General features: G+C 54.8%; 21 protein-coding genes and 1 pseudogene. 10 read left to right on the top strand and 12 right to left on the bottom strand.

Annotated elements, in window-relative coordinates:
* Window positions 1-90: 90 nt before the first annotated feature.
* A complete protein-coding gene (gene punR / locus ACQ0PY_RS11115) occupies window positions 91-1,023 on the top strand; it encodes a DNA-binding transcriptional activator PunR (RefSeq protein WP_109740211.1) in 933 nt (310 codons plus the stop codon).
* Here the strand turns inward: punR and purR are convergent.
* Entirely contained in the window at window positions 1,020-2,045 is a 1,026-nt protein-coding gene (gene purR / locus ACQ0PY_RS11120) for an HTH-type transcriptional repressor PurR (protein ID WP_044265381.1), read from the bottom strand. The two genes, punR and purR, sit on opposite strands and share 4 nt — an antisense overlap.
* 293 nt (window positions 2,046-2,338) lie before the next feature.
* Here purR and cydH point away from each other — a divergent pair, with 293 nt between their 5' ends.
* Complete coding sequence (gene cydH, locus ACQ0PY_RS11125; protein WP_086512609.1) at window positions 2,339-2,428, top strand: cytochrome bd-I oxidase subunit CydH; 90 nt, start codon at window positions 2,339-2,341, stop codon at window positions 2,426-2,428.
* Between the two features lie 167 nt (window positions 2,429-2,595).
* Window positions 2,596-3,762 (top strand): MFS transporter, encoded by a 1,167-nt coding sequence (locus tag ACQ0PY_RS11130; protein WP_044265379.1) that lies wholly within the window; start codon window positions 2,596-2,598, stop codon window positions 3,760-3,762.
* Window positions 3,763-3,808: 46 nt separating this feature from the next.
* Here ACQ0PY_RS11130 and sodB read toward each other — a convergent pair whose 3' ends face one another.
* Both sodB and ACQ0PY_RS11140 read right to left on the bottom strand, forming a co-directional pair.
* On the bottom strand, window positions 3,809-4,390 hold the full coding sequence (gene sodB, locus ACQ0PY_RS11135) for a superoxide dismutase [Fe] (protein ID WP_109740212.1): 582 nt from the start codon (window positions 4,388-4,390) through the stop codon (window positions 3,809-3,811).
* Between the two features lie 126 nt (window positions 4,391-4,516).
* Window positions 4,517-5,350, bottom strand: a complete 834-nt coding sequence (locus ACQ0PY_RS11140; RefSeq protein WP_043000810.1) for a C40 family peptidase — start codon at window positions 5,348-5,350, stop codon at window positions 4,517-4,519.
* Between the two features lie 335 nt (window positions 5,351-5,685).
* Between ACQ0PY_RS11140 and grxD the strand changes: the two genes are divergently transcribed.
* Window positions 5,686-6,033, top strand: a complete 348-nt coding sequence (grxD, locus tag ACQ0PY_RS11145; RefSeq protein ID WP_042319226.1) for a monothiol glutaredoxin 4 — start codon at window positions 5,686-5,688, stop codon at window positions 6,031-6,033.
* A gap of 65 nt (window positions 6,034-6,098) precedes the next feature.
* Here grxD and ACQ0PY_RS11150 read toward each other — a convergent pair whose 3' ends face one another.
* The 5 genes from ACQ0PY_RS11150 to ACQ0PY_RS11170 form a co-directional block, all read right to left on the bottom strand.
* Window positions 6,099-10,772 (bottom strand): ATP-dependent helicase, encoded by a 4,674-nt coding sequence (locus tag ACQ0PY_RS11150; RefSeq protein ID WP_109740213.1) that lies wholly within the window; start codon window positions 10,770-10,772, stop codon window positions 6,099-6,101.
* A gap of 145 nt (window positions 10,773-10,917) precedes the next feature.
* Window positions 10,918-11,565, bottom strand: coding sequence for a ribonuclease T (gene rnt, locus ACQ0PY_RS11155; RefSeq protein ID WP_043000808.1), 648 nt, complete (start codon window positions 11,563-11,565; stop codon window positions 10,918-10,920).
* Window positions 11,566-11,668: 103 nt separating this feature from the next.
* A complete protein-coding gene (gene gloA / locus ACQ0PY_RS11160; RefSeq protein ID WP_043000807.1) occupies window positions 11,669-12,076 on the bottom strand; it encodes a lactoylglutathione lyase in 408 nt (135 codons plus the stop codon).
* Between the two features lie 98 nt (window positions 12,077-12,174).
* Window positions 12,175-13,272: an alkene reductase gene (locus ACQ0PY_RS11165; RefSeq protein ID WP_044265372.1), complete on the bottom strand. Its 1,098-nt coding sequence runs from the start codon at window positions 13,270-13,272 to the stop codon at window positions 12,175-12,177.
* Window positions 13,273-13,329: 57 nt separating this feature from the next.
* Window positions 13,330-13,929 carry a TetR/AcrR family transcriptional regulator gene (locus tag ACQ0PY_RS11170; RefSeq protein WP_109740214.1) on the bottom strand — a complete coding sequence of 200 codons (600 nt, stop codon included), beginning with the start codon at window positions 13,927-13,929 and terminating at the stop codon, window positions 13,330-13,332.
* 101 nt (window positions 13,930-14,030) lie between these two features.
* Between ACQ0PY_RS11170 and ACQ0PY_RS11175 the strand changes: the two genes are divergently transcribed.
* From ACQ0PY_RS11175 to sodC, 3 genes are all read left to right on the top strand, one after another.
* Complete coding sequence (locus ACQ0PY_RS11175; RefSeq protein ID WP_043000804.1) at window positions 14,031-14,270, top strand: DUF1289 domain-containing protein; 240 nt, start codon at window positions 14,031-14,033, stop codon at window positions 14,268-14,270.
* Between the two features lie 49 nt (window positions 14,271-14,319).
* Window positions 14,320-15,216 carry an aldo/keto reductase gene (locus ACQ0PY_RS11180; RefSeq protein ID WP_043000803.1) on the top strand — a complete coding sequence of 299 codons (897 nt, stop codon included), beginning with the start codon at window positions 14,320-14,322 and terminating at the stop codon, window positions 15,214-15,216.
* Window positions 15,217-15,294: 78 nt separating this feature from the next.
* Window positions 15,295-15,816, top strand: coding sequence for a superoxide dismutase [Cu-Zn] SodC (sodC, locus tag ACQ0PY_RS11185; RefSeq protein WP_043000802.1), 522 nt, complete (start codon window positions 15,295-15,297; stop codon window positions 15,814-15,816).
* Here sodC and ACQ0PY_RS11190 read toward each other — a convergent pair.
* The 3 genes and pseudogenes from ACQ0PY_RS11190 to ACQ0PY_RS11200 all read right to left on the bottom strand — a co-directional run bounded on the left by ACQ0PY_RS11190 (window position 15,759) and on the right by ACQ0PY_RS11200 (window position 18,902).
* Window positions 15,759-17,832, bottom strand: a pseudogene (locus ACQ0PY_RS11190) (FUSC family protein). The gene sodC and the pseudogene ACQ0PY_RS11190 overlap by 58 nt on opposite strands.
* The gene (locus ACQ0PY_RS11195; RefSeq protein WP_043000800.1) at window positions 17,833-18,690 is read right to left on the bottom strand and encodes an efflux RND transporter periplasmic adaptor subunit; all 858 of its coding nucleotides are present in this window, start codon (window positions 18,688-18,690) and stop codon (window positions 17,833-17,835) included.
* 2 nt (window positions 18,691-18,692) lie between these two features.
* Entirely contained in the window at window positions 18,693-18,902 is a 210-nt protein-coding gene (locus ACQ0PY_RS11200; protein ID WP_043001939.1) for a DUF1656 domain-containing protein, read from the bottom strand.
* Between the two features lie 222 nt (window positions 18,903-19,124).
* Between ACQ0PY_RS11200 and slyA the strand changes: the two genes are divergently transcribed.
* The gene (slyA, locus tag ACQ0PY_RS11205) at window positions 19,125-19,565 is read left to right on the top strand and encodes a transcriptional regulator SlyA (protein ID WP_080343305.1); all 441 of its coding nucleotides are present in this window, start codon (window positions 19,125-19,127) and stop codon (window positions 19,563-19,565) included.
* 44 nt (window positions 19,566-19,609) lie between these two features.
* Here slyA and slyB read toward each other — a convergent pair whose 3' ends face one another.
* Window positions 19,610-20,077, bottom strand: a complete 468-nt coding sequence (gene slyB, locus ACQ0PY_RS11210) for an outer membrane lipoprotein SlyB (RefSeq protein ID WP_043000799.1) — start codon at window positions 20,075-20,077, stop codon at window positions 19,610-19,612.
* A gap of 271 nt (window positions 20,078-20,348) precedes the next feature.
* Between slyB and anmK the strand changes: the two genes are divergently transcribed.
* Complete coding sequence (gene anmK, locus ACQ0PY_RS11215; RefSeq protein WP_044265368.1) at window positions 20,349-21,470, top strand: anhydro-N-acetylmuramic acid kinase; 1,122 nt, start codon at window positions 20,349-20,351, stop codon at window positions 21,468-21,470.
* Between the two features lie 92 nt (window positions 21,471-21,562).
* Complete coding sequence (gene mliC / locus ACQ0PY_RS11220) at window positions 21,563-21,886, top strand: C-type lysozyme inhibitor (RefSeq protein WP_044254665.1); 324 nt, start codon at window positions 21,563-21,565, stop codon at window positions 21,884-21,886.
* The last annotated feature ends 27 nt before the right edge of the window (window positions 21,887-21,913 follow it).

Below are 21,913 nucleotides of genomic sequence, written 5' to 3' on the forward strand. Positions count from 1 at the left end.
AATCACACTGGCGCAGAGTGTAGGGAGTGAATTTGGGCTTGTGAAACGGTAATATTTGTTTATTGCATTCAAAAATTTTGTAGGCAGATTATGTGGTCAGAATATGCGCTGGAAGTGGTCGATGCCGTGGCACGCAACGGGAGCTTCAGTTCCGCGGCCCAGGAGTTGCACCGGGTGCCTTCAGCGGTCAGCTATACGGTTCGCCAACTGGAAGAGTGGCTGGCCGTCCCGCTTTTTGAACGTCGCCATCGTGATGTGGTGTTAACCCCGGCGGGCGCCTGGTTTTTGAAAGAAGGCCGCTCTGTCATCAAAAAAATGCAGATCACGCGTCAACAGTGTCAGCAGATCGCTAACGGCTGGCGTGGGCAACTCCCCATTGCGGTGGACAATATCGTGCGCCCGGAACGCACGCGGCAATTGATTGTCGATTTCTACCGCCACTTTGATGACGTGGAACTACTGGTCTTCCAGGAGGTGTTTAATGGCGTCTGGGACGCGCTGTCAGATGGTCGGGTCGAACTCGCCATCGGGGCAACCCAGGCGATCCCGGTTGGCGGACGATACACTTTCCGCGATATGGGTAAGCTGAGCTGGTGTTGTGTCGTTGCCAGTACGCATCCGCTGGCCGCCATGAGCGGGCCGTTAAGCGATGACACGTTGCGCAACTGGCCGTCGCTGGTGCTGGAAGATACCTCCCGCACGCTGCCGAAACGCGTGACCTGGCTGCTGGACAATCAGAAGCGGGTGGTGGTGCCGGACTGGGATTCTTCCGCGACCTGTATCAGCGCCGGACTCTGTGTCGGCATGGTCCCGACACATTTCGCCAAGTCGTATCTCAACAAGGGGCAGTGGGTCGCGTTAAATCTGGATAATCCTTTCCCGGATGCGGCCTGTTGCCTGACCTGGCAGCAGAATGATATGTCACCTGCGCTGATCTGGCTGCTGGATTATCTGGGAGACAGTGAAACGCTGAACAAAGAGTGGCTGCGGGAGCCCGATGAGACTCCCGCAGAAGAGGCTTAACGACGGTAGTCGCGGAACGGGCCATCCGCCACGGAGCGGCGCTCCACCAGGCGCGGGTGGACTTCAATAGACTGCGACTCTTCGCGTTTATTGACGATACGGTCCAGTAACATATTAAAGGCCGTCTCACCCAGTGAATCTTTCGGCTGGTGGATGGTGGTCAACGCTGGTGTAAAGAAGCGGGCGTTGCGCACGTTGTCGTAGCCTATCAGCGACACGTCCTGCGGGACGCGCAGACCCATCTCATCAGCGGCGCAAAGGGCGCCCATCGCCATGACATCGCCGCCACAGAAGACCGCCGTTGGGCGATGCGCCTGCGACAGAATTTGCTGCATGGCGCGGTAGCCGGATTCCGGCTCGAAGTCGCCTTGAACAATCCAGTTTTCAGGCACTTTAATCAGCGCTTCATCCATCGCTTTCATAAATCCGGCCAAACGGCCTGCGCCGGTGTTACGCTCCATCAGTCCTGGGATCACGCCAATTTCGCGATGTCCACGCTCGACGAGGTAACGGCCTGCCATGTAGCCGCCCTCGAAGGCGTTATCAATCACCGTATCAGTGAAGTCGGCTTTGGCTTCGCCCCAGTCCATCACCACCATTGGGATATGACGATATTCTTCCAGCATCGAGAGCAGGGGATCGGGGTATTCGGAACACATTACCAACAGGCCATCAACGCGTTTTTGCGCCATCATCGACAGATAGGCACGCTGCTTTTCCAGGTTGTTCCAGACGTTGCCGAGGATCAGGGTATAGCCCTTCTGGAAGCAGTTCTTCTCAACCGCTTCAATAATTTCAGCAAAATAGGGGGCTTCGCTGCTCGTCGCCAGCAAACCGATAGATTTGGTATGGTTAACTTTCAGGCTACGGGCAACCGCGCTGGGGGAATAGTGCAATTCTTTGATTGCCGCCCACACTGCATTGCGTGTTTCTTCAGCGACGAAACGCGTTTTGTTAATTACGTGTGACACGGTTGTAGTGGAAACGTTTGCGCGCTTCGCTACATCTTTAATTGTTGCCATTAAATCTCACTCCAGACCCAACCTGAACATTAAATTACGCCAAGTAAACGTTTGCCTTTACTCATCCTGTGCCCAACGTCTGGGCTGCGGCACGCCGGGAAACGACACGGAACGTCAGGAAGGGGTCAATGGCCGGTACGCTAATCAAGTAAGCGTCGAATTTTGTCTGATCTTTACGAAAAGGGGAAGTATTAAAAGCACATATCACTCTAAATCGTGGGAGATTTTTACACTCAAGTGTGTAAAAATGCGCTATATCACTTTTTGTGTGGGTATAAAAAGGAGAAAAGTTGATGAGCACCGATCTGAAATTTTCATTAGTGACCACGTTTATTGTCCTGGCTTTAATCGTTGCGGGCGGCCTGACGGCGGCACTGCACTGATCCCCTCGGGGGAGTTCCTGCTCCCTCGAACCTCCCGCCATATTGTTATTGAATCTGCAAAAGTCTTTTGTATTTTTGTTAACTTCTCTTTTTTTGTGATTGATGTCATGCTTTTGACTCTTTGTTAAGCATCGCGCCCTGTCGCGAAGAGCCGGAGTCATCACTGCATGAAAATCAATTATCCGTTACTGGCGCTGGCCATTGGTGCGTTTGGCATCGGTACCACCGAATTCTCGCCAATGGGTCTGCTGCCCGTCATCGCGCGTGGCGTTGATGTGTCTATTCCCGCGGCAGGTATGCTGATTAGTGCCTATGCGGTCGGCGTGATGGTCGGCGCGCCGTTGATGACGCTGTTGCTGTCACATCGCGGACGCCGTAATGCGCTCATTTTTCTGATGGCTATCTTTACGCTCGGTAACGTGCTCTCGGCGATTTCACCGGATTACACCACGCTGATGTTGTCACGTATTTTAACCAGCCTTAACCACGGCGCATTCTTCGGCCTGGGCTCGGTGGTGGCGGCAAGCGTGGTGCCGAAGCACAAACAGGCGAGCGCCGTTGCGACCATGTTTATGGGGCTGACCATCGCCAATATCGGCGGTGTGCCGGCGGCGACCTGGCTGGGTGAAACCATCGGCTGGCGAATGTCGTTTATGGCGACAGCGGGGCTGGGGGTTATCTCGATGTTGAGTCTCTTCTTATCATTGCCAAAAGGCGGTGCCGGGGCGCGCCCGGAAGTGAAAAAAGAGCTGGCGGTGCTGATGCGTCCTCAGGTGCTCTCCGCGCTACTGACTACCGTACTGGGAGCGGGCGCCATGTTCACGCTCTATACCTATATTTCGCCTGTTCTGCAAAGCATCACCCATGCGACACCGGCCTTTGTGACCGGGATGCTGGTTCTGATCGGTGTGGGCTTCTCCATTGGCAACTACCTCGGAGGGAAACTGGCCGATCGCTCGGTTAACGGCACGCTGAAGGGCTTTTTGCTGCTGCTGATGGTAATTATGCTGGCGATCCCTTTCCTGGCGCAGAATGAACTGGGCGCGGCGGTCAGCATGGTGGTCTGGGGGGCGGCAACCTTTGCGGTCGTCCCTCCGTTACAAATGCGCGTCATGCGTGTGGCTCATGAAGCGCCGGGTCTCTCATCTTCCGTGAACATTGGCGCGTTTAACCTTGGAAATGCGCTGGGCGCTGCGGCTGGCGGGGCCGTCATTTCAGGCGGATTAGGCTACAGTTTTGTTCCTGTGATGGGGGCGATTGTGGCGGGTATGGCGCTGTTGCTGGTGTTTATCTCGGCGAGAAAACAACCTGAACAGGTGTGCGTCGCCAGTTAACGGCAGGACAAAAACGCAGAAGGGATTCCCTTCTGCGTTATCTTTTTTACGCGGCGAAGTTCTTCGCTACAAACTCCCAGTTTACCAGCGCCCAGAAGTGTTCCAGGTAGCCAGGACGCGCATTGCGGTAGTCAATGTAGTATGCATGCTCCCATACGTCGACGGTCATCAACGGCGTGGCGTCGGTGGTCAACGGCGTGCCAGCGTTGGAGGTGGAAACGATAGCCAGCTTGCCCTCTTTTCCTTTAACCAGCCAGGTCCAGCCAGAGCCGAAGTTTTTGATCGCCGCGTCGGTAAATTGCGCTTTGAACTCGGCAAAGCTGCCGAAAGAGACGGCAATCGCGTCAGCCAGTTCGCCGGTTGGCTCGCCACCAGCATTCGGTGCCAGGCAGTTCCAGTAGAACGTGTGGTTCCAGACCTGAGCAGCGTTATTGAACACGCCGCCTTCCGAACTGCGTACGATCTCTTCCAGTGATTTCCCTTCAAAGGCAGTGCCTTTGATCAGGTTGTTCAGGTTGGTGACATAGGTCTGATGGTGTTTGCCATAGTGATATTCCAGCGTCTCGGCGGAAATGTGCGGCGCAAGCGCATCTTTGGCATACGGTAGTGCAGGTAATTCGAACGACATTGCTTCTCTCCTTATTATTAATAGTATTTCGCGCAATAACCTTATTGTGCGTAAGGATAGGGTAGCAAATTGAAAGGTGAGACAAAAGATGAACTTACCCTGTTGCGTTAACAACAGGGTAAAGTTTTAACGAATGGTTTTGGGCGTCATGACCCGGCGAGCGCCGACATAGTGGCGTTGCCAGTAATCTTCGCTGAGCGATGTGATCTGGATTTCCTGACCGCTGCGCGGTGACTGAATAAATTTGCCGTTGCCGACATAAACGCCGACGTGATCGGCAGTACCACGTCCCTGAGTGCGGAAGAACACCAGATCGCCATTTTTCAATTCCCCACGATCAATCGGTGCGGCATCACGCAGGTGATACATTTCATTTGCTGTGCGCGGAATACGGAATTTAACCAGATCTTTATAAGCGTAATAAACCAGACCGCTGCAATCGAAACCGGTGCGCGGAGACGTACCACCCCAGCGGTACGGCTTGCCAATCTGACTCATTAATTTGTTCATCGCCGTGCTGGTCGCTTTTTGCACTTTCACTTTATGGGCATCCGCAATCTTTCCTGACGCCGTGTTCTTCACTTTCACACACGTCGGCTTGTGTCCTTTACGCGGGGTGCACTTTTCACTCCAGCTGACAGCGGCTGTCTTTTTCGCAGCGACGGTTTTACTTTTGCGACTGGCTGTTTTGCTGGTTTTGGCAGAGGCGGTGATTTTTTTCTTAGAAGAAGAGGCGGTTTTCGTGCTGGTTTTGCTGGTCGTTTTCCTGGCGGTTTTTTGATTGGTTTTATTCGTTTTTTTTGCTGTTGCCGTACTTTTCTTTTTGTTGCTGGTTTTCTTACTATCCGTAAGACCAGCCGTATCCCTGGCTTGCTTGGACGCATGTGCCATCGGCATAAAGGGAATCGTTGTAAATAGCAAAGCACAGAGCGTGAGGGAAAGTCGGTTTATCCGCGCCACTGAGCATTCCTCTGTTAAGGCAGGTCGCAATCATACCTGCGTGTGATTTACAAAACCTGATGATTCTAATCTATAGAAACGAATAAAGTTAATAGCTTTTATTGTTAAAAATACGGTTTCGCTATTGAGTGCAAAAAAAAACAGCAGCCAAAGCTAAATCTGCTTATTTAGCGCACACTTTCGACACAGGCACTGAGGAAACTATTATTGGGAATGCAACTTATGCGTTCAGACGATAAAATAGTAAAGCGTAATGAAAATGTTATTTTCCGATGTCGCTCTGAAACGCTACAATGTCAGTCGACTGCCGTAAAAGAAGTTAAGGAAGCAAGACAATGAGCACCACTATCGAAAAAATCCAGCGCCAGATCGCTGAAAACCCGATTCTCCTGTATATGAAAGGTTCTCCAAAACTGCCAAGCTGCGGCTTCTCCGCCCAGGCTGTGCAGGCACTTTCCGCCTGTGGTGAGCGTTTTGCCTATGTGGATATTCTGCAAAACCCGGATATTCGCGCAGAACTGCCAAAATATGCAAACTGGCCGACCTTCCCACAGCTGTGGGTTGACGGTGAACTGGTTGGCGGCTGCGACATTTTGATCGAAATGTACCAGCGCGGCGAACTGCAGCAGTTGATCAAAGAGACCGCTGCAAAATACAAATCTGAAGAATCAGACGCTGAGTAATCAGTAGACGGTTAAAGGGGAGCTTTTCCTGACTCAGGTTAAGCTCCTTTTCATTTCTGCGCTTCCTATCCCCAGTCCAGCCCCTGCGGCGAACTGGAAAACCCGACTTCCCGTAGCAGGGTAAAGAGAGGGGTTTGCCGTACCGGTTTATCGTTAACTTCCGACAGTGTGAAACGCAGTCGCGGTTCACGGCGTAAGGCTCTCGCCAGCGCCCTGAAAATCTCCGGCGAAGGCATTTCCTCATTTTCTGTCCAGATCATCATCTTTTTTCCTCCCTGAGCAAGGTACAGCCGCAACTGTCCAGCGGAAATCACGACAAACGCGCCGTTACGCCGCCCGGGGACCAGAGATGACGGATGCGTCGGCCACGGTAGTAGCGTTCCCCAGGGATTAGCGGGATCGTTCGCAGATAGCGCCACCGCCGTAAACGCCTGTTGTTCAGACGTCGACGACGTCAGATCGCGAAGACGATCGACAGTGTCCCGCTCGGCAAACTGCGCGCCGCCCATTCCCTCCACGAACCGCCCACGCAGAATTCGCCCAGAATCTTCCATGCTTCGGCACAGCGTCTGCATGGCGGGAAAGCCGCCAGGCACATTCTCGGCAATCACGGCCTGGCGACCAATTACGCCGTAGCGATCGAGCATATTCTCGGCACAGGCCAGCATCCTTTCAGTATCATTCAACGTCTCTCGCGGCAGCAACGACCAGCGACCGGCCAGCGCAGGCGTGGTGTAAGAAACCGGTACAGCGATGGACGAGAGGCGCGGCGCGGCATAAGCCGGGCGTCCACGACGCATACGCGGCGAACGTCGTGACGGCTGGCGCGATGCGGCGACAGTACGCGTCAGGCCACGCAGCGGAGCCCAGATATCGGTCGTTATATACCCTTGCCAGACCAGACCCCAAAGTGCCTCATGCAGCGTGGCTGGCGTTAACCACTCGTCACCGCCAGCGTCTGCCGCACGCGTCTGAATCAACGCGCTAAGTTGCTGCGCAAACCATGCGCCACCACCAGAAAGAACGTCCAAAATTGCGCGCTGTAAGTCTGAAAGCGCCTCGCTGTCACCGGATGGCGGGGAAAGCGTTTCTGCCAGGTAATCCCGTAAATGCAGTACCACCCGTCCATCATCGTCGCCCAGTTTCTTTTGTCCTGACCAGATGACTTCACCCGTCGCCAGCAACTCATCGAGCATATCCGGTGAATAATCACGGACACGAGCAGGGAAAATCTGGCTTTCCCACAACGAGGCAGGCAGGCCGACTCCGGCCAGTTGTTCAATAACACGCGTGACGCCGTCACTTCCTTCCAGCGTACCCGTGGAGGAGGGCGGTAAGCGCGCCGGGCTGCCGTCGGCGGATGAAATAAGTCCCTGACGCTCCAGCAACAGTCGGGTGTAGCTCGTTGCCGGAACCGGACGGGTTGCCTCTCTTGCCGCATGCAGCGAGCGGATGCGAAGACGATGAAATACGTCCTCATTCACCCACGTTGACGCTTCGTCAGGCGTGGAAGAAGTACTGGCACGCAACGGAATGAGGACACCCTCATCGCGCAATTGACGCAGTTGATCGCCGGCGACGGCTACCCCCAACCCGAACGTCTGCGCAATCTGGGTGCGAGTAAACAACGTGTGGGTACGGCTGAAGCGCAGGAAAAGATCGCGCAGCGGCGCGTTCACCGGATGCAGCCACGCCGGTGAAATCGTCGCAGGCAGGCGAATACCCAGCGCGTCACGAAGTCTGGCTGCATCGTCCGTGCAGGCCATCTGCGCCGTGTCCGCGATAACGACCGGGAAAATACGTTTTTCAGCGGACAGCTCATCAAGCCATGTCCTGATGTCAGCGAGCGTTCCTTCGTGTCTGGCGGCAATTTCGTCGACGCTCATTGGTCCCAGTTCGCGCAGTAAATCGTAAACGCCTTCCATCCCCTGGGCTTTCCTGCCCGCCGCCCGCCGCTGAAGTTCATCTTCAACCTGGCGGATAATTTCCGGGTCAAGCAACTCCAGTGGATCGCCCTGGCCTAACAGGTTGCCCAGCAGTTCGCTGTCCAGCGCCAGTACCGAAGCCCGACGTTCCGCCAGCGGCGCGTCGGTGGCGTACATAAATTCCGCGACGTAGCCGAAGAGTAGATCGGTGGCGAAGGGTGAGGGGGTTGGCGTGGTCACTTCAGAAATCTGGATCTCGCCGGTGTTCAACCGGCGTATGACCTGCTCAAGTGCGTCGAGATCGTAAACGTCCTGCAGGCACTCACGAGCTGTTTCCAGAATAATGGGGAAATCAGGATAGCCCGCCGCGATTTCCAGAAGCTGACTGGCGCGCAGGCGTTGCTGCCAGAGCGGCGAACGACGCCCTGGCGTGCGGCCCGGCATCAGCAGGGCGCGGGCGGCGCATTCTCTGAAGCGGGCAGCAAACAGCGCCGTACTGCTGACGGCCTCCCGGACAATGCGCAGCAGTTTTTCCGGTTCAAACAGGAAAATAGCGGCATCGGGCAGTTTCCCGTCGCTGTCCGGTATGCGCGCGACAATCCCATCATCACTGGCAACAATCGACGCGTCAGCCCCCCACTGCGCATGGAGGCGTCCGGCAATCGCCAGCGCCCAGGGCGCGTGTACCCGACGACCATAAGGGGAATGCAGAATAACCCGCCAGTCACCCATTTCATCGCGACAGCGCTCAAGCACCAGATGACGACTCCAGGGGAGCACGCCTGTAGCATTTTTTTGATCGTCAATTAACCCTTTGATATTCGACAGAACATTGTCATCGCGCAGTCGGGGTGAGAGCCGGCGTTCTGCGTTGTCATCGGACATGGTATGGATAAAATCACCAATGCGTTCTCCCAGTTCCGCCGGGCGCCCGACGCCTTCGCCGCGCCAGAACGGCAGTCTGGCCGAGCGTCCGGGCGCGGGGACAACGATAACCTGATCGCGGGTGATTTGTTGAATTCGCCACGAGGTAGCACCCAGCGTGATGATGTCGTTGACGCGTGATTCGTACACCATTTCTTCATCCAGTTCGCCTACGCGACGCGATCCGGCTTGTTCATCCCCTTCGGGAAGCAGCACGCTGAACATGCCGCGGTCCGGAATGGTACCGCCGCTGGTTACCGCCAGAAGCTGCGCGCCAGGACGGGCCGTTAATAACCCGGTTTCGCGGTTCCAGATTATGCGCGGTCGGAAGACGGCAAAATCGCCGGAGGGATAGCGCCCTGCCAGCATATCCAGCGTGGCGTCAAATGCGCTTCTCGGCAAATCCTGCCACGGTGAAGCCCGGCGGACGAGGGCATACCAGTCATCAACATTGAGTGGATCCATTGATACGGCAGCAACGGTTTGCTGCGCCAGAATATCCAGCGGGTTGCGTGGCGGCGTCAGCGTTTCCAGTTGTCCGGCGTACATACACTCGACGATGACGGCAGAGTCAATCAGATCCCGACGGGTTCTGGGGTAGAACAGCCCCTTTGATACCCCACCGACCTGGTGACTGGCGCGCCCGATGCGCTGCAGGCCGCTGGCGACAGAAAGGGGCGTCGCCACCTGAATCACCAGATCAACCGCCCCCATGTCGATCCCCAGTTCCAGACTGGAGGTCGCCACCACGCAGCGAAGTTCGCCGGATTTCAGCGCATGTTCGGTGACGGCACGCTGTTCTTTGGACACCGAACCATGATGCGAACGGGCAATGTATTCTGCGGCGTCCTGCGCCCGGTTACTGGTGGACCCGGTTAGCGAGTCAAAGTGCACCGGCTCTGCCTGCGGTTGGGGCAACGCTTGTTGTCGCGAAAGATACAGTTCATTCAGGCGGGCCGTCAGCTTTTCCGCCAGCCCACGCGAGTTGGTGAAAACAATGGTGGAACGATGGCTAAGGATTTGATCGAGAATACCGGCTTCAATGCGCGGCCAGATGGAACCTTCTCGCCCCTTGTGAATGGCCTCGCCGCTGTCGCTATTGTCCGCTAAGACATCATCAAGATTGGCGGCTGGAGCGACGATGTGGATATCCGGGTGACGGGTAGAAGGCGGATTGATAACGGTAACCGGACGATCGCCGCCCAGAAAAGCGGCAACGGCTGTAACCGAACGCACGGTCGCCGACAAACCAATGCGCTGCGCCGACGTTGCCAGAAGCGTATCCAGACGTTCGAGACTCAGCGCAAGATGCGCGCCGCGTTTTGTGCCAGCTACCGCATGTACTTCATCGACGATCACCGTTTCAACGCCGCGCAGCGTCTCTCTGGCGCGGGAGGTGAGCATCAGATAAAGCGACTCCGGCGTGGTGATCAGAATATCGGGCGGATGACGACTCAGCTTCGCACGCTCCTGAGGCGACGTATCGCCGGTGCGGATCCCAACCCGAATAGCCACCTCTGGCGCGCCGGATTTCTTCCGTTCTTCGCTAATCCCCAGCAGGGGAATTTGCAGGTTGCGCTGGACATCCGTACCCAGGGCTTTTATCGGGGAAATATAGAGGATTCGGGTGACTTTCTTTTCTTTGTCAGAGGAGGAGGTGGCGTGCGCTGCCTCGCCTTCACGAAACAGGCTATCCAGGGCATAGAGAAACGCGGCAAGGGTTTTCCCCGAACCGGTCGGGGCGATCACCAGCGCGTGCTGATTCGCGGCGGTCACGGCCCACGTTTGCGACTGCACCGGCGTGGGATGCTGAAATGCCGAGGTAAACCAGTCGCGGGTTGCCGGTGAGAAAATATCCGGCAGCGGAGGCGGCGCATTTTTTGCTGACATGTTCCCTGTCCCTTTTGCGATGTTGGCGAATCAAGACCTTTTAACAGAATAGCGGGAAATGCGCAGGGTGTATTGATACTGGTCAAATATACAGTATGAGTGAAAGGGGGAGCGACCTGATAACCGACGTTATCAGGTCACCAAATCAGGCTTCTTCGGGCAGAGGTAACGGCCAGCCGCCGAGACGCTTCCAGCGGTTAACAATTTCACAAAACAGCACGGCGGTGCGCTCGGTATCGTACAGCGCTGAGTGCGCCTGGGTACCGTCAAACTCCATGCCAGCCGCCAGACACGCTTTGGAGAGCACCGTTTGTCCCAGAGCCAGTCCGCTCAGGGCGGCAGTATCAAACGTCACGAACGGATGGAACGGGTTGCGTTTGAGCGACGCACGCTCAGCGGCAGCCATCATAAAGCTATGATCGAACGTTGCATTATGGGCGACCATAATGGCGCGGCTGCAACCGCTGTCTTTAATTCCTTTGCGGACCATTTTGAAAATGGCGTGCAGGGCGTCATATTCACTCACCGCGCCACGCAGCGGGTTGGATGGATCGATACCGTTAAACGCCAGTGCTTCAGGCTGCAAATTTGCGCCTTCAAACGGTTCTACGTGGAATTGCAGCGTGCTGTCCGGCATCAGCCAGCCTTGTTCATCCATTTTCAGCGTGATGGCAGCTATTTCAAGCAGCGCATCGGTTCTGGCGTTAAATCCGGCCGTTTCAACATCAATGACGACAGGATAGAAACCACGAAAACGGTCGCACAGACCGGTAAGTTGAGCGTTATCGGACATCAGGGTCTCTTAGTACGGAAAAATTGCAGCGCGCATTATGCCAAAAAAAGCGGAGTGATGCAGTAAAACAACGGGCGCAGAAAGCCACTGCGCCCGGCAGGAATCAGTTACCGAGACCTTTCCCGGCGTCCTTCTCTTCGATCAGCTCGATTTTGTAACCGTCCGGATCTTCAACAAAAGCGATCACGGTCGTGCCGCCTTTAACCGGACCAGCTTCACGAGTGACGTTACCGCCATTCTGACGAATGCGCTCACAGGCTTCAGCCGCGTTATCGACGCTCAGGGCGATATGACCATAAGCCGTACCCAGCTCGTATTTGTCAACGCCCCAGTTATAGGTCAGTTCAATCACCGCTTCGTCACTTTCTTCGCCGTAACCGACAAATGCCAGAGAGTATTTGTATTCAGTGTTTTCACTGGTGCGCAGCAGCTTCATGCCGAGCACTTTAGTGTAAAAATCAATAGAACGTTGCAGATCGCCAACGCGCAGCATCGTATGAAGTAAACGCATGTTTTGTCCCCTTAAAAAATGGTCAATACATTCAAAATGTTGTTTTAGTATAGCGGCGTTTTTACGCCGCTATCAATGAAGGAATGCGATGGAGGGAATTAGAGCGTCGGGTAATCGGTGTAGCCTTCCGCACCGCCGCCGTAGAAACTTTCACTGCGTTGCGGGTTGAGTTCAGCTTTACGTTGCAGACGCGCCACCAGATCCGGGTTAGCGATGTAATCACGACCAAACGCGACGGCATCGATCAGACCCTTCTCAATTAAGGTCTCTGCTTTTTCACGCGTATAGGCGCCGGCACCGATAATCGGACCGTGGAAACGAGCGCGTACTTTTTCGCGGAACGCGTCGGTATACGGCTTGCCGCCAGCCCAGTCTGGTTCAGACATGTGCAGATAGGCGATGCCGCGTTTACCCAGTTCTTCAATCAGATACAGCGCATCGGCTTCTTCGTTCGGACCATTGTCGACATTCTGGAAGGTGCCAACAGGCGAAACGCGAATCCCGATACGGTCCGCACCCCATTCCTTAATACCGGCATCGACCACTTCCAGCACCAGGCGCGCGCGATTCTCCACGCTACCGCCGTACTGATCGGTACGATGGTTAGAAGAAGGGGAAAGGAACTGATGCAGCAGATAACCGTGAGCGGAGTGCAGTTCAACCAGATCGAAACCGGCTTCACGCGCATTGGCGATAGCCTGGCGGAAATCATTGACAATTCCCGGGATTTCATCGGTTTCCAGCGCGCGTGGCATAGAGGTATCCACTCGGATAGCCTGACCATTTTCATCACGCAGGGAAGTACGGGTCCCGGCGCTGATAGCGGATGCGGATACCGGCGGCTGTCCACCCGGTTGCAGGCTGGCGTGAGAAATACGGCCTGTGTGCCATAACTGAACGGCGATGTGGCCGTTTTCAGCATGAACACCGGCGGTGATTTTCTTCCATGCGGCGATCTGCTCATCACTGTGCAGGCCCGGCGCGCCGGCATAACCCTTCGCCTGTGCGGAAATCTGCGTCGCTTCGCTGATGATCAGACCCGCGCTGGCGCGTTGGCGATAATACTCGGCCATTAACGGAGTCGGGATGTCGCCAGGCTCAATGCTGCGCAGACGCGTCAGCGGGGCCATGAAAATACGGTTTGGTGCGGTGATCGCGCCCACTTTCAGTGGGGTAAACAGTTTATCTGATGACATAATGTTTTCCGTTATGAATAGACCGGTCGTCTAGTAAGCAGTTAAATAAAACGCCTGTTAAGCACCAGGCGTTGCGATAATATTTTTCACGTGCGCCAACGCGTTTTCCAGCGGGGTGGCACTGCGAGAAATTTTGGCCTGCAGATTCGCTCCCAGCCACAGCGCATAAAGGATTTGCGCCTGCTGCAGTGGTTCTCCTGCAAACGTCAAACAATGACTATCACGTCCTTTTTCCAGCGCCAGCGCCAGGATGACCATAATTTTCCCGGCCCCCTGGTCCATTGCGGTGCGCATATCTTCCGACAGGTCGCACACTTCGGCGGAGAGTTTAACCGTCAGGCAGCCGCTGATGATTCCTTGCTGGCAAAACTGATTCAGGGTTTCCTGATAATAAGCCAGAATGCGATCGCAGTAATTGCCTGGACCCGTGTCAAAATGCACCGTCAGCCGCTGATGATAACCGGCAAAATGCCGTTCCAGCATTGCGACGCCAAAGGCTTCTTTAGAGCGAAAGTAGTGATAAAACGATCCTTTCGGCACCCCGGCGGTTTTGAGCAACTCGCTCAGTCCCATACCGGTAAAGCCTCGCTGCATGCAAAGATGCTCACCGGTAGCCAGTAAGTGTTCGCGGGTATCGTACTCAGTTTGCTTGTTCATGGCAGGGAGTGTAATAGACCAGTCGGTCTAATGCAAGACAGTTTGCCAGAAATCGTGTTTACGTCTTCAATAGAGTGAAGACCTAATGAAGAGGAAAGGGCGTGGCAGAGCAGTTAGAGTTTTTTCCCGTTCAGAGCCCATGTCGGGGAATTTGCCAGTCAGATGAACGCGGTTTTTGCCGGGGGTGCCTGCGCAGTCGGGATGAGCGGTTCAACTGGCAAAAAATGAGCGACGCACAAAAACAAGATGTGCTGCGGTTATGCCGCCAGCGTCTGCTGCGTAAATTACGCGCAAATAAACCCGCCGCGCCAGAAGAACCTCAACAGCCTTCACTCTTTTAAGCCACTAATTGTATATACTCGCTGTAATTTACTTCACGAGGAAGCAGTTATGGTTCAGCGTATTACTCTTGCGCCACAAGGCCCGGAATTCTCCCGCTTTGTCATGGGATACTGGCGACTGATGGACTGGAATATGTCCCCCCGGGAGCTGGTGAGCTTTATTGAAGAGCACCTGGATTTAGGTGTCACGACCGTGGACCATGCGGATATTTACGGGGGCTATCTGTGCGAGGCCGCCTTTGGCGAAGCGCTGAAACTGGCTCCTCATCTGCGTGAGCGGATGCAGATTGTCACCAAATGCGGGATCGCCACCACCGCCCGTGCGGAAAACGCGCTCGGCCACTACATCACCGACCGCGATCATATTGTGAAAAGTGCGGAACAGTCGTTGATCAATCTGGCGACCGACCATCTGGATCTGCTGCTGATCCACCGCCCGGACCCGCTGATGGATGCCGATGAGGTCGCCGAAGCCTTCAAACATCTGCATCAGAGTGGAAAAGTGCGTCACTTCGGCGTCTCCAACTTCACCCCGGCGCAGTTTACGCTGCTGCAATCGCGCCTTCCGTTCACGCTGGCGACCAACCAGGTGGAGATCTCTCCGGTTCACCAACCGCTGCTGTTAGACGGCACCCTCGATCAGCTTCAGCAACTGCGTATTCGCCCAATGGCCTGGTCCTGCCTTGGTGGCGGACGTCTGTTTAATGACGATGCGTTCCAGCCGCTGCGTAACGAACTGGCGGTCATTGCGCAAGAACTGAATGCCTCTTCCATTGAGCAGGTGGTTTACGCCTGGATACTGCGTCTGCCGTCGCAGCCGCTGCCGATCATAGGCTCCGGAAAAATCGAGCGTGTACGTGCGGCAGTGAAAGCCGAGTCTCTGAAAATGAGTCGTCAGCAGTGGTTCCGTATCCGTAAAGCTGCACTGGGTTACGACGTCCCGTAAACGTAAAATCGCGGATCTCCGTTCAAAATCGCGTCACTGGTTTACACTTAACCGACATACATACAGAACGGAGGTCCCATGAAGCGATTGAGTCTGGCTGTGTTAACCCTGTTAGCCTGTGCGGGGGCGCAAGCCGCCAGTGAAACAGTGGAGATGAATCTGGTTACCCCGCAAGGTGTCGGGCAGTCCATCGGGGAAGTCACCATTGCGGAAACCGAGAACGGACTGGAGTTTACACCAGATCTGAAAGCGTTGCCGCCGGGAGAACATGGTTTTCATATCCATGCCAACGGCAGTTGTCAGCCTGCCATTAAAGACGGTAAAGCGTCTGCTGCTGAGTCTGCGGGGGGACATTTTGACCCGCACAAAACCGGTAAACACGCCGGACCGGATGGCGAAGGGCACCTGGGCGATTTGCCCGTGCTGGTGGTGAATGACGAAGGTAAAGCCATTGTTCCTGTCACGGCAACGCGCCTGAAATCTCTTAACGACATCAAAGACAAAGCGCTGATGATCCACGTCGGTGGCGATAATATGTCCGATCAGCCCAAACCCCTGGGCGGTGGTGGGGCGCGTTTCGCTTGTGGCGTGATCAAATAATCAGGACGTCAGCGACCCTTCTGGCGGCGCTTGTTCCAGTTGGGAAAGCGAACAATACAGTCGCCAGACGATCGCCGCCAGTTCTTGCGCGGCGGGTTGATGATGGTGAGACAGCGTCTGGCAAATCCGCAGGAGTTCAGCCAGCGTCGCGGCAAGCGGTCGTTGCTGGACGCCGCGTTCGCTCATCACATCATGCAGTAAAGCAATACAGATGTCCCTGACCTGCGACAGCGGGTCAGAACGCGATTCCCAGCTGCGCAGTTGCCAGACGACGTGCGAACAGTTGAGCAACACCACGCCCCAGCGTAGCAGCCAACGCCGTGCCAGCGCATCCTGACTGTTGCTTAACTGACTGATATGGTGATAGGTCAGCGACTCGTACTCATTTTCACTGTACGTCGGATAACGGCTCAACTGATCGACAAAGCTCCGGCGCAGCGCCCGAATATGACGCCGGCTTTTGCGTGCATCCGAACCGGGACGCAAAATCGCGAACGCCAGCCATGACAACGCCACGCCGACAATCTTCGCCGTATTGTCATTCAGAAAATCGGCAAAGTCATAGACCGGCGGGTTGGTCACGGCGATAAACGAACCCATAAAAACAATCAGTTGCCCCCAAAGCCCCGCCAGTTTTGGCATCTGCAATTTTAATAATTGCATGGTGGTCAGCAAGGGGAACAAAAACAGCAGGAACTCCCACAGGTCACTAATCTGCACCATCAGCCCGAACTTGACCACGAAACTGAACAGCGAGAGCAATACCAGCGTGCGCATCAGCAGTGAGAGTGATTTAAACGGTGTGGCGACGACGGAGTAAAGCACGCTGCTGATGGCCGCCAGGGTCAGCGCCGCCGATCCCGATTCCCACTGTGAAACAATGCTCCATGTGCCAATCACCATTAGCGTGACGAAGGTGCGCAGGCCGCTCCAGAGGGCTTCTGCGTGGTCGGTATGCCGTGCCAGCGCCGGCGCGCGCGGAATGTTAACGGTAGTAAGCGGCCCGCCATTTTCAATCACGCGTAGCTGACGGCTGGTACGCAGATAGAGACGGCAGAAATAACGTAACCGCTGCCAGAAGGCGACGTGACGATAGTCGCTTACGTCGGTGGGGGCGAGTGGCGCAATAATCCGCGCGACGGCATAACTGTCAGTTTGTGAACGGGCCAGTGCTGTCAACAGTTGGTCAATAACATCACGTGTGTGGGCCGGAGGCGTCGGCCAGTTCAATAACATTCTGCGCAGGCTCGAGATGACACTGGTCAGGCGCAGTTGATGGTGCAGCAGGACGTTCAGCAGCGCATTCTGACGCCGGAAGCGGTAATGGCTCCAGAATGCCTGAATACGCAGTAAATTCATTGTCAAAATCTGCCCGATCACCCCTTCGTGGGCCGAGCGGATGGCGTCAGTAGACTCAGGTTGCCACAGCAGGCTGGCGTGTTCCAACAGGCGCGCGTGCATGTTCTTCAGCGCGGTCAGTAGCGCGGTGCCATCGGAGGTGCTGGGCAAAATCATCATCATCGTGCCGCCGCAGAGGATCCCGACAATCACTTCGCAAACACGCGCCTGGGCGATATCCCAGAGTTGAGTGATGTCGACAATGTTCACCATCGGGAAGGCAATAATGGCGGCGGTGTATCCCGCGAGCTGGAAGGCATAAGCCACATTGTTGGTAAACTGCGCGCAGGCCCACGTACAGAAACCAATCCAGGCGGACATGCTCAACAAAAACAGCCACGGTTCGTTGAGCGTATGCCCGGCAAGAATTAACGCTGCGGTCGCCCCCAGCAGACTGCCGGCAATGCGCCCGAGACTTTTACTGATTACGCCGCCGACGGTGGGAAAACTGACCACGGCGGCGGAGGTCATCGCCCAATAGGGTTCATCCAGATTGAGATAGTAGGCAAACGTCAGCGCCAGGCACATCGCGAGGGTATTACGCAGGGCATAGCGCCACTGCCCGGCCGTCGCTTTCAGCCACGGCGTATTGCCCAGAGACACGCGCAGTCGCTTCATTTAGTTGCCGATCGCTACGCTACAGGTCGTGCCGGAAACGAGCGTTACGTCACGTGGAAGCTGGTCAAATTCGATACGCACCGGAACGCGCTGCGCCAGACGCACCCAGGGCACGTTGGGTTTAATATCCGGCACCAGACCGGAATCGCTCTCCACGCTTTGGTCGTAAATCGCGCGGCCAATACTGGATACGTGACCCTGTAACTTAATGTTGCCGCTGTAAAGTGTAATCTGGGCAGGTGCGCCTTCGCGGATATGACGCAGCTTGGTTTCTTCAAAATAACCCATCACATAGAAGGAGTGGCTGTCCACCAGGGCAAACAACGGTTGACCGGAGGTGGCGAAGTCACCGGTACGCGTCGACAGATTGGTTATCCACCCGGAGACCGGGGCGTGGACATCCGTCTGCGCCAGTTGCCACTGCGCCTGTCTGAGCGTCGCCTGAGCGACGTCTACGCTTGCCTGCATCGCTTTGACGTTCAGATTGGCGGTGTCCAGTTCTTCAGCGGAGATAAAATTCTGCGATAAGTGACGACGGCGAGTGGCTTCGTTATTGGCTTTCGCCAGTTCCGATTGTGCTTTAGCCAGTTGCGCCTGCGCGTTGAGCTCGGCGATATGAAAAGGGGTCTTATCGATACGAAAAAGCAGATCGCCGGCGTTGACGAACTGGTTATCTTTTATCGGGAGATCGACGATGGCGCCGGACACCTGCGGCGTAACGCTGACCTGTTCGGCTCGCACCTTTCCGTCACGCGTCCACGGGGATTGCATGTAATAATTCCACATAAACCATCCCGCCAGAACGGCGAGGGTAGCAACCACAATGGTGGAGAAATATTTCAGTGTTTTCAGCGTCATAATTACCATGCAACCAATAAAAGAAGACCCAAACAGACGCAGAGGGCAAAAATTGACAGATCCATCAATAAAGGATGCCAGATTTCACCCGAGTAAATCCGTTCGCGCAGCAGGCGATGGATGAAAAGCCAGAGGAGAAATCCCAGCGCAAAGGCCTTGAACAGCGGCGGGAAGTAAACAGATGCGCCAATCACTAAATCCTGTAAGGGCATCCCTGTTGTATTGTGTGCGGAGGTCACAAGCAATAGTCCTTTGCGTCAGGCTACGTTTATCCAGGTTTAGCAAAAACTGGTACAAAGCGTGCTTTTTTCGCGTAATGTCTGAAAAATATGTCTGTCGGTAACCAAATGCAGCAATACATTTGTTTTAGCAATACAATTGCTGCACACTATTCTAAAATCAGTATAATATCTTAGCAAGCTAATTATAAGGAGATGAAATTGGAATCGCCACTAGGTTCTGATCTGGCACGGTTGGTGCGCATTTGGCGTGCTTTGATAGACCACCGTCTTAAGCCTCTGGAATTGACGCAGACGCACTGGGTTACGCTGCATAATATTCATCAACTGCCACCGGATCAATCACAGATACAACTGGCAAAAGCGATTGGCATAGAACAGCCGTCACTGGTACGTACGCTGGATCAGCTCGAAGAGAAAGGGCTTATTTCACGTCAGACCTGTGTCAGCGATCGCCGGGCCAAACGGATTAAACTGACAGAAAAAGCAGAGCCGCTGATTGCTGATATGGAAGCGGTTATCAACAAAACGCGTGGTGAAATTCTGGAAGGGATTTCTGCGCAGGAAATTGACCTGCTGATTAAACTGATCACCCGACTTGAACACAATATTATTGAGCTACAGTCGCACGATTAATGTCATGAAACGTGTGGTCAGGACCTGACCACACGTTAATTCACTTAGCGCGGAGAAACGGTAACCTGACGACCGTTGCTGGCCAGTACGACACGCTGTCCGGCAGAGAAACGCGTATCACCTTGTTTCTGAACAACCATGATGGTGTTGCCATCATCCTTACGGATTTCCAGTTCAACACCCTGCGTTTTGTTCATCGCACCCTGCACGCCTTGTCCGGCGACACCACCGGCGACAGCACCCGCCGCCGTTGCCAGAGAACGACCCGTACCACCACCCACAGTGTTACCCAGGAAGCCACCGAGCACAGCACCACCAATGGCGCCGATCACGTTATCATTATCACCAGCCTGAATTTTTACCGGACGCACGTTTACAATCGTCCCGTAGGTAACGTTCTGAACCTGCTTCGCTTCAGAAGCGGTATAGACATCGCCTGAAAGGCTATCCGTGTTGGCACAACCCACTAAAGATAAGCCAGCCAGTGAAACGATCAGTACACGTTTAATCATTTAAAAATCTCCTGTTCACCATGAAACGCTACCCAAGCATCCCTCATGGTCAAATTATATGGCATTTGCGCGTTTAAGGTCACATGTTCTGTCTGAATGATGCAGAAATCATAATAACAGGCAGCTTAACCAACTTTAAACGAACTATTCAGTGAATTTATTAAATCAACGCGGCGAGGGTGCTTTCGGGAAAAACGTGAATGAAGCGTAGCATTGACTGCGCGTTTATGATGGAGTGTTGGCAAAAAGTCATGCTTAAAAAGGAACATGTATGAAATCGGGCCGTTACATTGGCGTGATGTCAGGAACCAGCCTTGATGGTGTTGATGTCGTACTGGCGACGATAGATGACACGATGGTGGCCCAACAGGGGAGTCTCACCTGGCCGATGCCTGTTTCCCTTAAACAGGCGATTCTCGATATTTGCCAGGGGCAATCTCTGACGCTTTCCCAGTTGGGGCAGTTGGATGTTCGGTTGGGCAAACTGTTTGCCGAGGCGGTCAACGCGCTACTGGTGCAGGAAAAATTGCGTCCGCAAGACATTATCGCTATCGGTTGCCACGGGCAAACGGTGTGGCATGAACCCACCGGCGCGGCGCCGCATACGCTGCAGATCGGCGATAACAATCAAATTGTGGCGCATACCGGAATCACGGTAGTCGGCGATTTCCGTCGTCGTGATATCGCGCTGGGCGGACAGGGCGCGCCACTGGTACCTGCATTTCATCAGGCGCTGCTCGCGCATCCGACCGAGCGAAGAATGGTGCTCAATATTGGCGGCATTGCGAATCTGTCGCTGCTGATTCCAGGGCAGCCCGTGCGTGGATACGACACCGGACCCGGCAATATGCTGATGGATGCCTGGATCTGGCGGCAGTGCGGCAAACCCTATGATAAAGATGCGCAATGGGCCTGCGGTGGGACGGTGATTATTCCGTTGCTACAAACGATGCTCAGCGATCCCTGGTTCTCGCTACCGGCACCGAAAAGTACCGGGCGTGAATACTTCAACTACGGCTGGATTGAACGGCAACTGACGGCGTTCCCGGGGATTGCGCCGCGCGATGTTCAGGCGACGTTGACGGAGCTGACGGCGGTCACCATCTCTGAACAGGTGTTGCTGAGTGGGGGCTGTGAACGTCTGATGGTCTGCGGCGGCGGTAGTCGTAATCCTTTGTTAATGACCCGACTGGCGGGACTGCTGCCGGGAACGGAAGTGACGACCACCGATGAGGCCGGGATCAGCGGCGATGATATGGAAGCGTTGGCATTTGCCTGGCTGGCGTGGCGCACGCTGGCTGGTCTTCCGGGCAATTTGCCCTCGGTGACCGGCGCCTCTGAAGCAAGCATTCTGGGCGCGGTGTTTCCCGCCAACCCACGAACTCAGAGTTAACTGAATTTTTCTTTTGTCTTCTGCCGTTACACTGTGGAGATTAGGAGGGTGAATTCCCCCTCCTGGACCAGGAAAGTCTACAGGATACGTCTATGAAAAAACTGCTACTCATCTGTTTTCCGCTTATGCTCTCTGGTTGTAGCGTCTACAACCAGTTTGTTGAACGTATGCAAACGGATACGCTGGAATACCAGTGTGATGAAAAACCGCTGACGGTAAAATTGAATAATACCCGTCAGGAGGTGAATTTTGTTTATGACAACAAACTGCTTAATCTGAAGCAGGGTATTTCGGCGTCAGGCGCGCGCTATACCGACGGAATCTATGTGTTCTGGTCGAAAGGCGACGGCGCGACCGTCTACAAACGTGACCGTATCGTGCTGAATAACTGCCAGTTACAAAACCCGAAGCGTTGAGATTTCCAGCAGGGCGGCGCACAATAG

The organism is Citrobacter sp. LST-B2 (assembly GCF_057983045.1).

Excerpts from the sequence above, each read along its gene's own strand:
- purR (WP_044265381.1), bottom strand. The coding sequence starts at position 2,045 with ATGGCAACAATTAAAGATGTAGCGAAGCGCGCAAACGTTTCCACTACA.
- ACQ0PY_RS11170 (WP_109740214.1), bottom strand. The coding sequence starts at position 13,929 with ATGAACAAGCAAACTGAGTACGATACCCGCGAACACTTACTGGCTACC.
- ACQ0PY_RS11180 (WP_043000803.1), top strand. The coding sequence starts at position 14,320 with ATGGTTCAGCGTATTACTCTTGCGCCACAAGGCCCGGAATTCTCCCGC.
- ACQ0PY_RS11200 (WP_043001939.1), bottom strand. The coding sequence starts at position 18,902 with ATGCCCTTACAGGATTTAGTGATTGGCGCATCTGTTTACTTCCCGCCG.
- sodB (WP_109740212.1), bottom strand. The coding sequence starts at position 4,390 with ATGTCGTTCGAATTACCTGCACTACCGTATGCCAAAGATGCGCTTGCG.
- anmK (WP_044265368.1), top strand. The coding sequence starts at position 20,349 with ATGAAATCGGGCCGTTACATTGGCGTGATGTCAGGAACCAGCCTTGAT.
- sodC (WP_043000802.1), top strand. The coding sequence starts at position 15,295 with ATGAAGCGATTGAGTCTGGCTGTGTTAACCCTGTTAGCCTGTGCGGGG.
- ACQ0PY_RS11130 (WP_044265379.1), top strand. The coding sequence starts at position 2,596 with ATGAAAATCAATTATCCGTTACTGGCGCTGGCCATTGGTGCGTTTGGC.
- slyA (WP_080343305.1), top strand. The coding sequence starts at position 19,125 with ATGAAATTGGAATCGCCACTAGGTTCTGATCTGGCACGGTTGGTGCGC.
- grxD (WP_042319226.1), top strand. The coding sequence starts at position 5,686 with ATGAGCACCACTATCGAAAAAATCCAGCGCCAGATCGCTGAAAACCCG.
- cydH (WP_086512609.1), top strand. The coding sequence starts at position 2,339 with ATGAGCACCGATCTGAAATTTTCATTAGTGACCACGTTTATTGTCCTG.
- rnt (WP_043000808.1), bottom strand. The coding sequence starts at position 11,565 with ATGTCCGATAACGCTCAACTTACCGGTCTGTGCGACCGTTTTCGTGGT.
- slyB (WP_043000799.1), bottom strand. The coding sequence starts at position 20,077 with ATGATTAAACGTGTACTGATCGTTTCACTGGCTGGCTTATCTTTAGTG.
- ACQ0PY_RS11165 (WP_044265372.1), bottom strand. The coding sequence starts at position 13,272 with ATGTCATCAGATAAACTGTTTACCCCACTGAAAGTGGGCGCGATCACC.
- punR (WP_109740211.1), top strand. The coding sequence starts at position 91 with ATGTGGTCAGAATATGCGCTGGAAGTGGTCGATGCCGTGGCACGCAAC.
- gloA (WP_043000807.1), bottom strand. The coding sequence starts at position 12,076 with ATGCGTTTACTTCATACGATGCTGCGCGTTGGCGATCTGCAACGTTCT.
- ACQ0PY_RS11195 (WP_043000800.1), bottom strand. The coding sequence starts at position 18,690 with ATGACGCTGAAAACACTGAAATATTTCTCCACCATTGTGGTTGCTACC.
- mliC (WP_044254665.1), top strand. The coding sequence starts at position 21,563 with ATGAAAAAACTGCTACTCATCTGTTTTCCGCTTATGCTCTCTGGTTGT.
- ACQ0PY_RS11150 (WP_109740213.1), bottom strand. The coding sequence starts at position 10,772 with ATGTCAGCAAAAAATGCGCCGCCTCCGCTGCCGGATATTTTCTCACCG.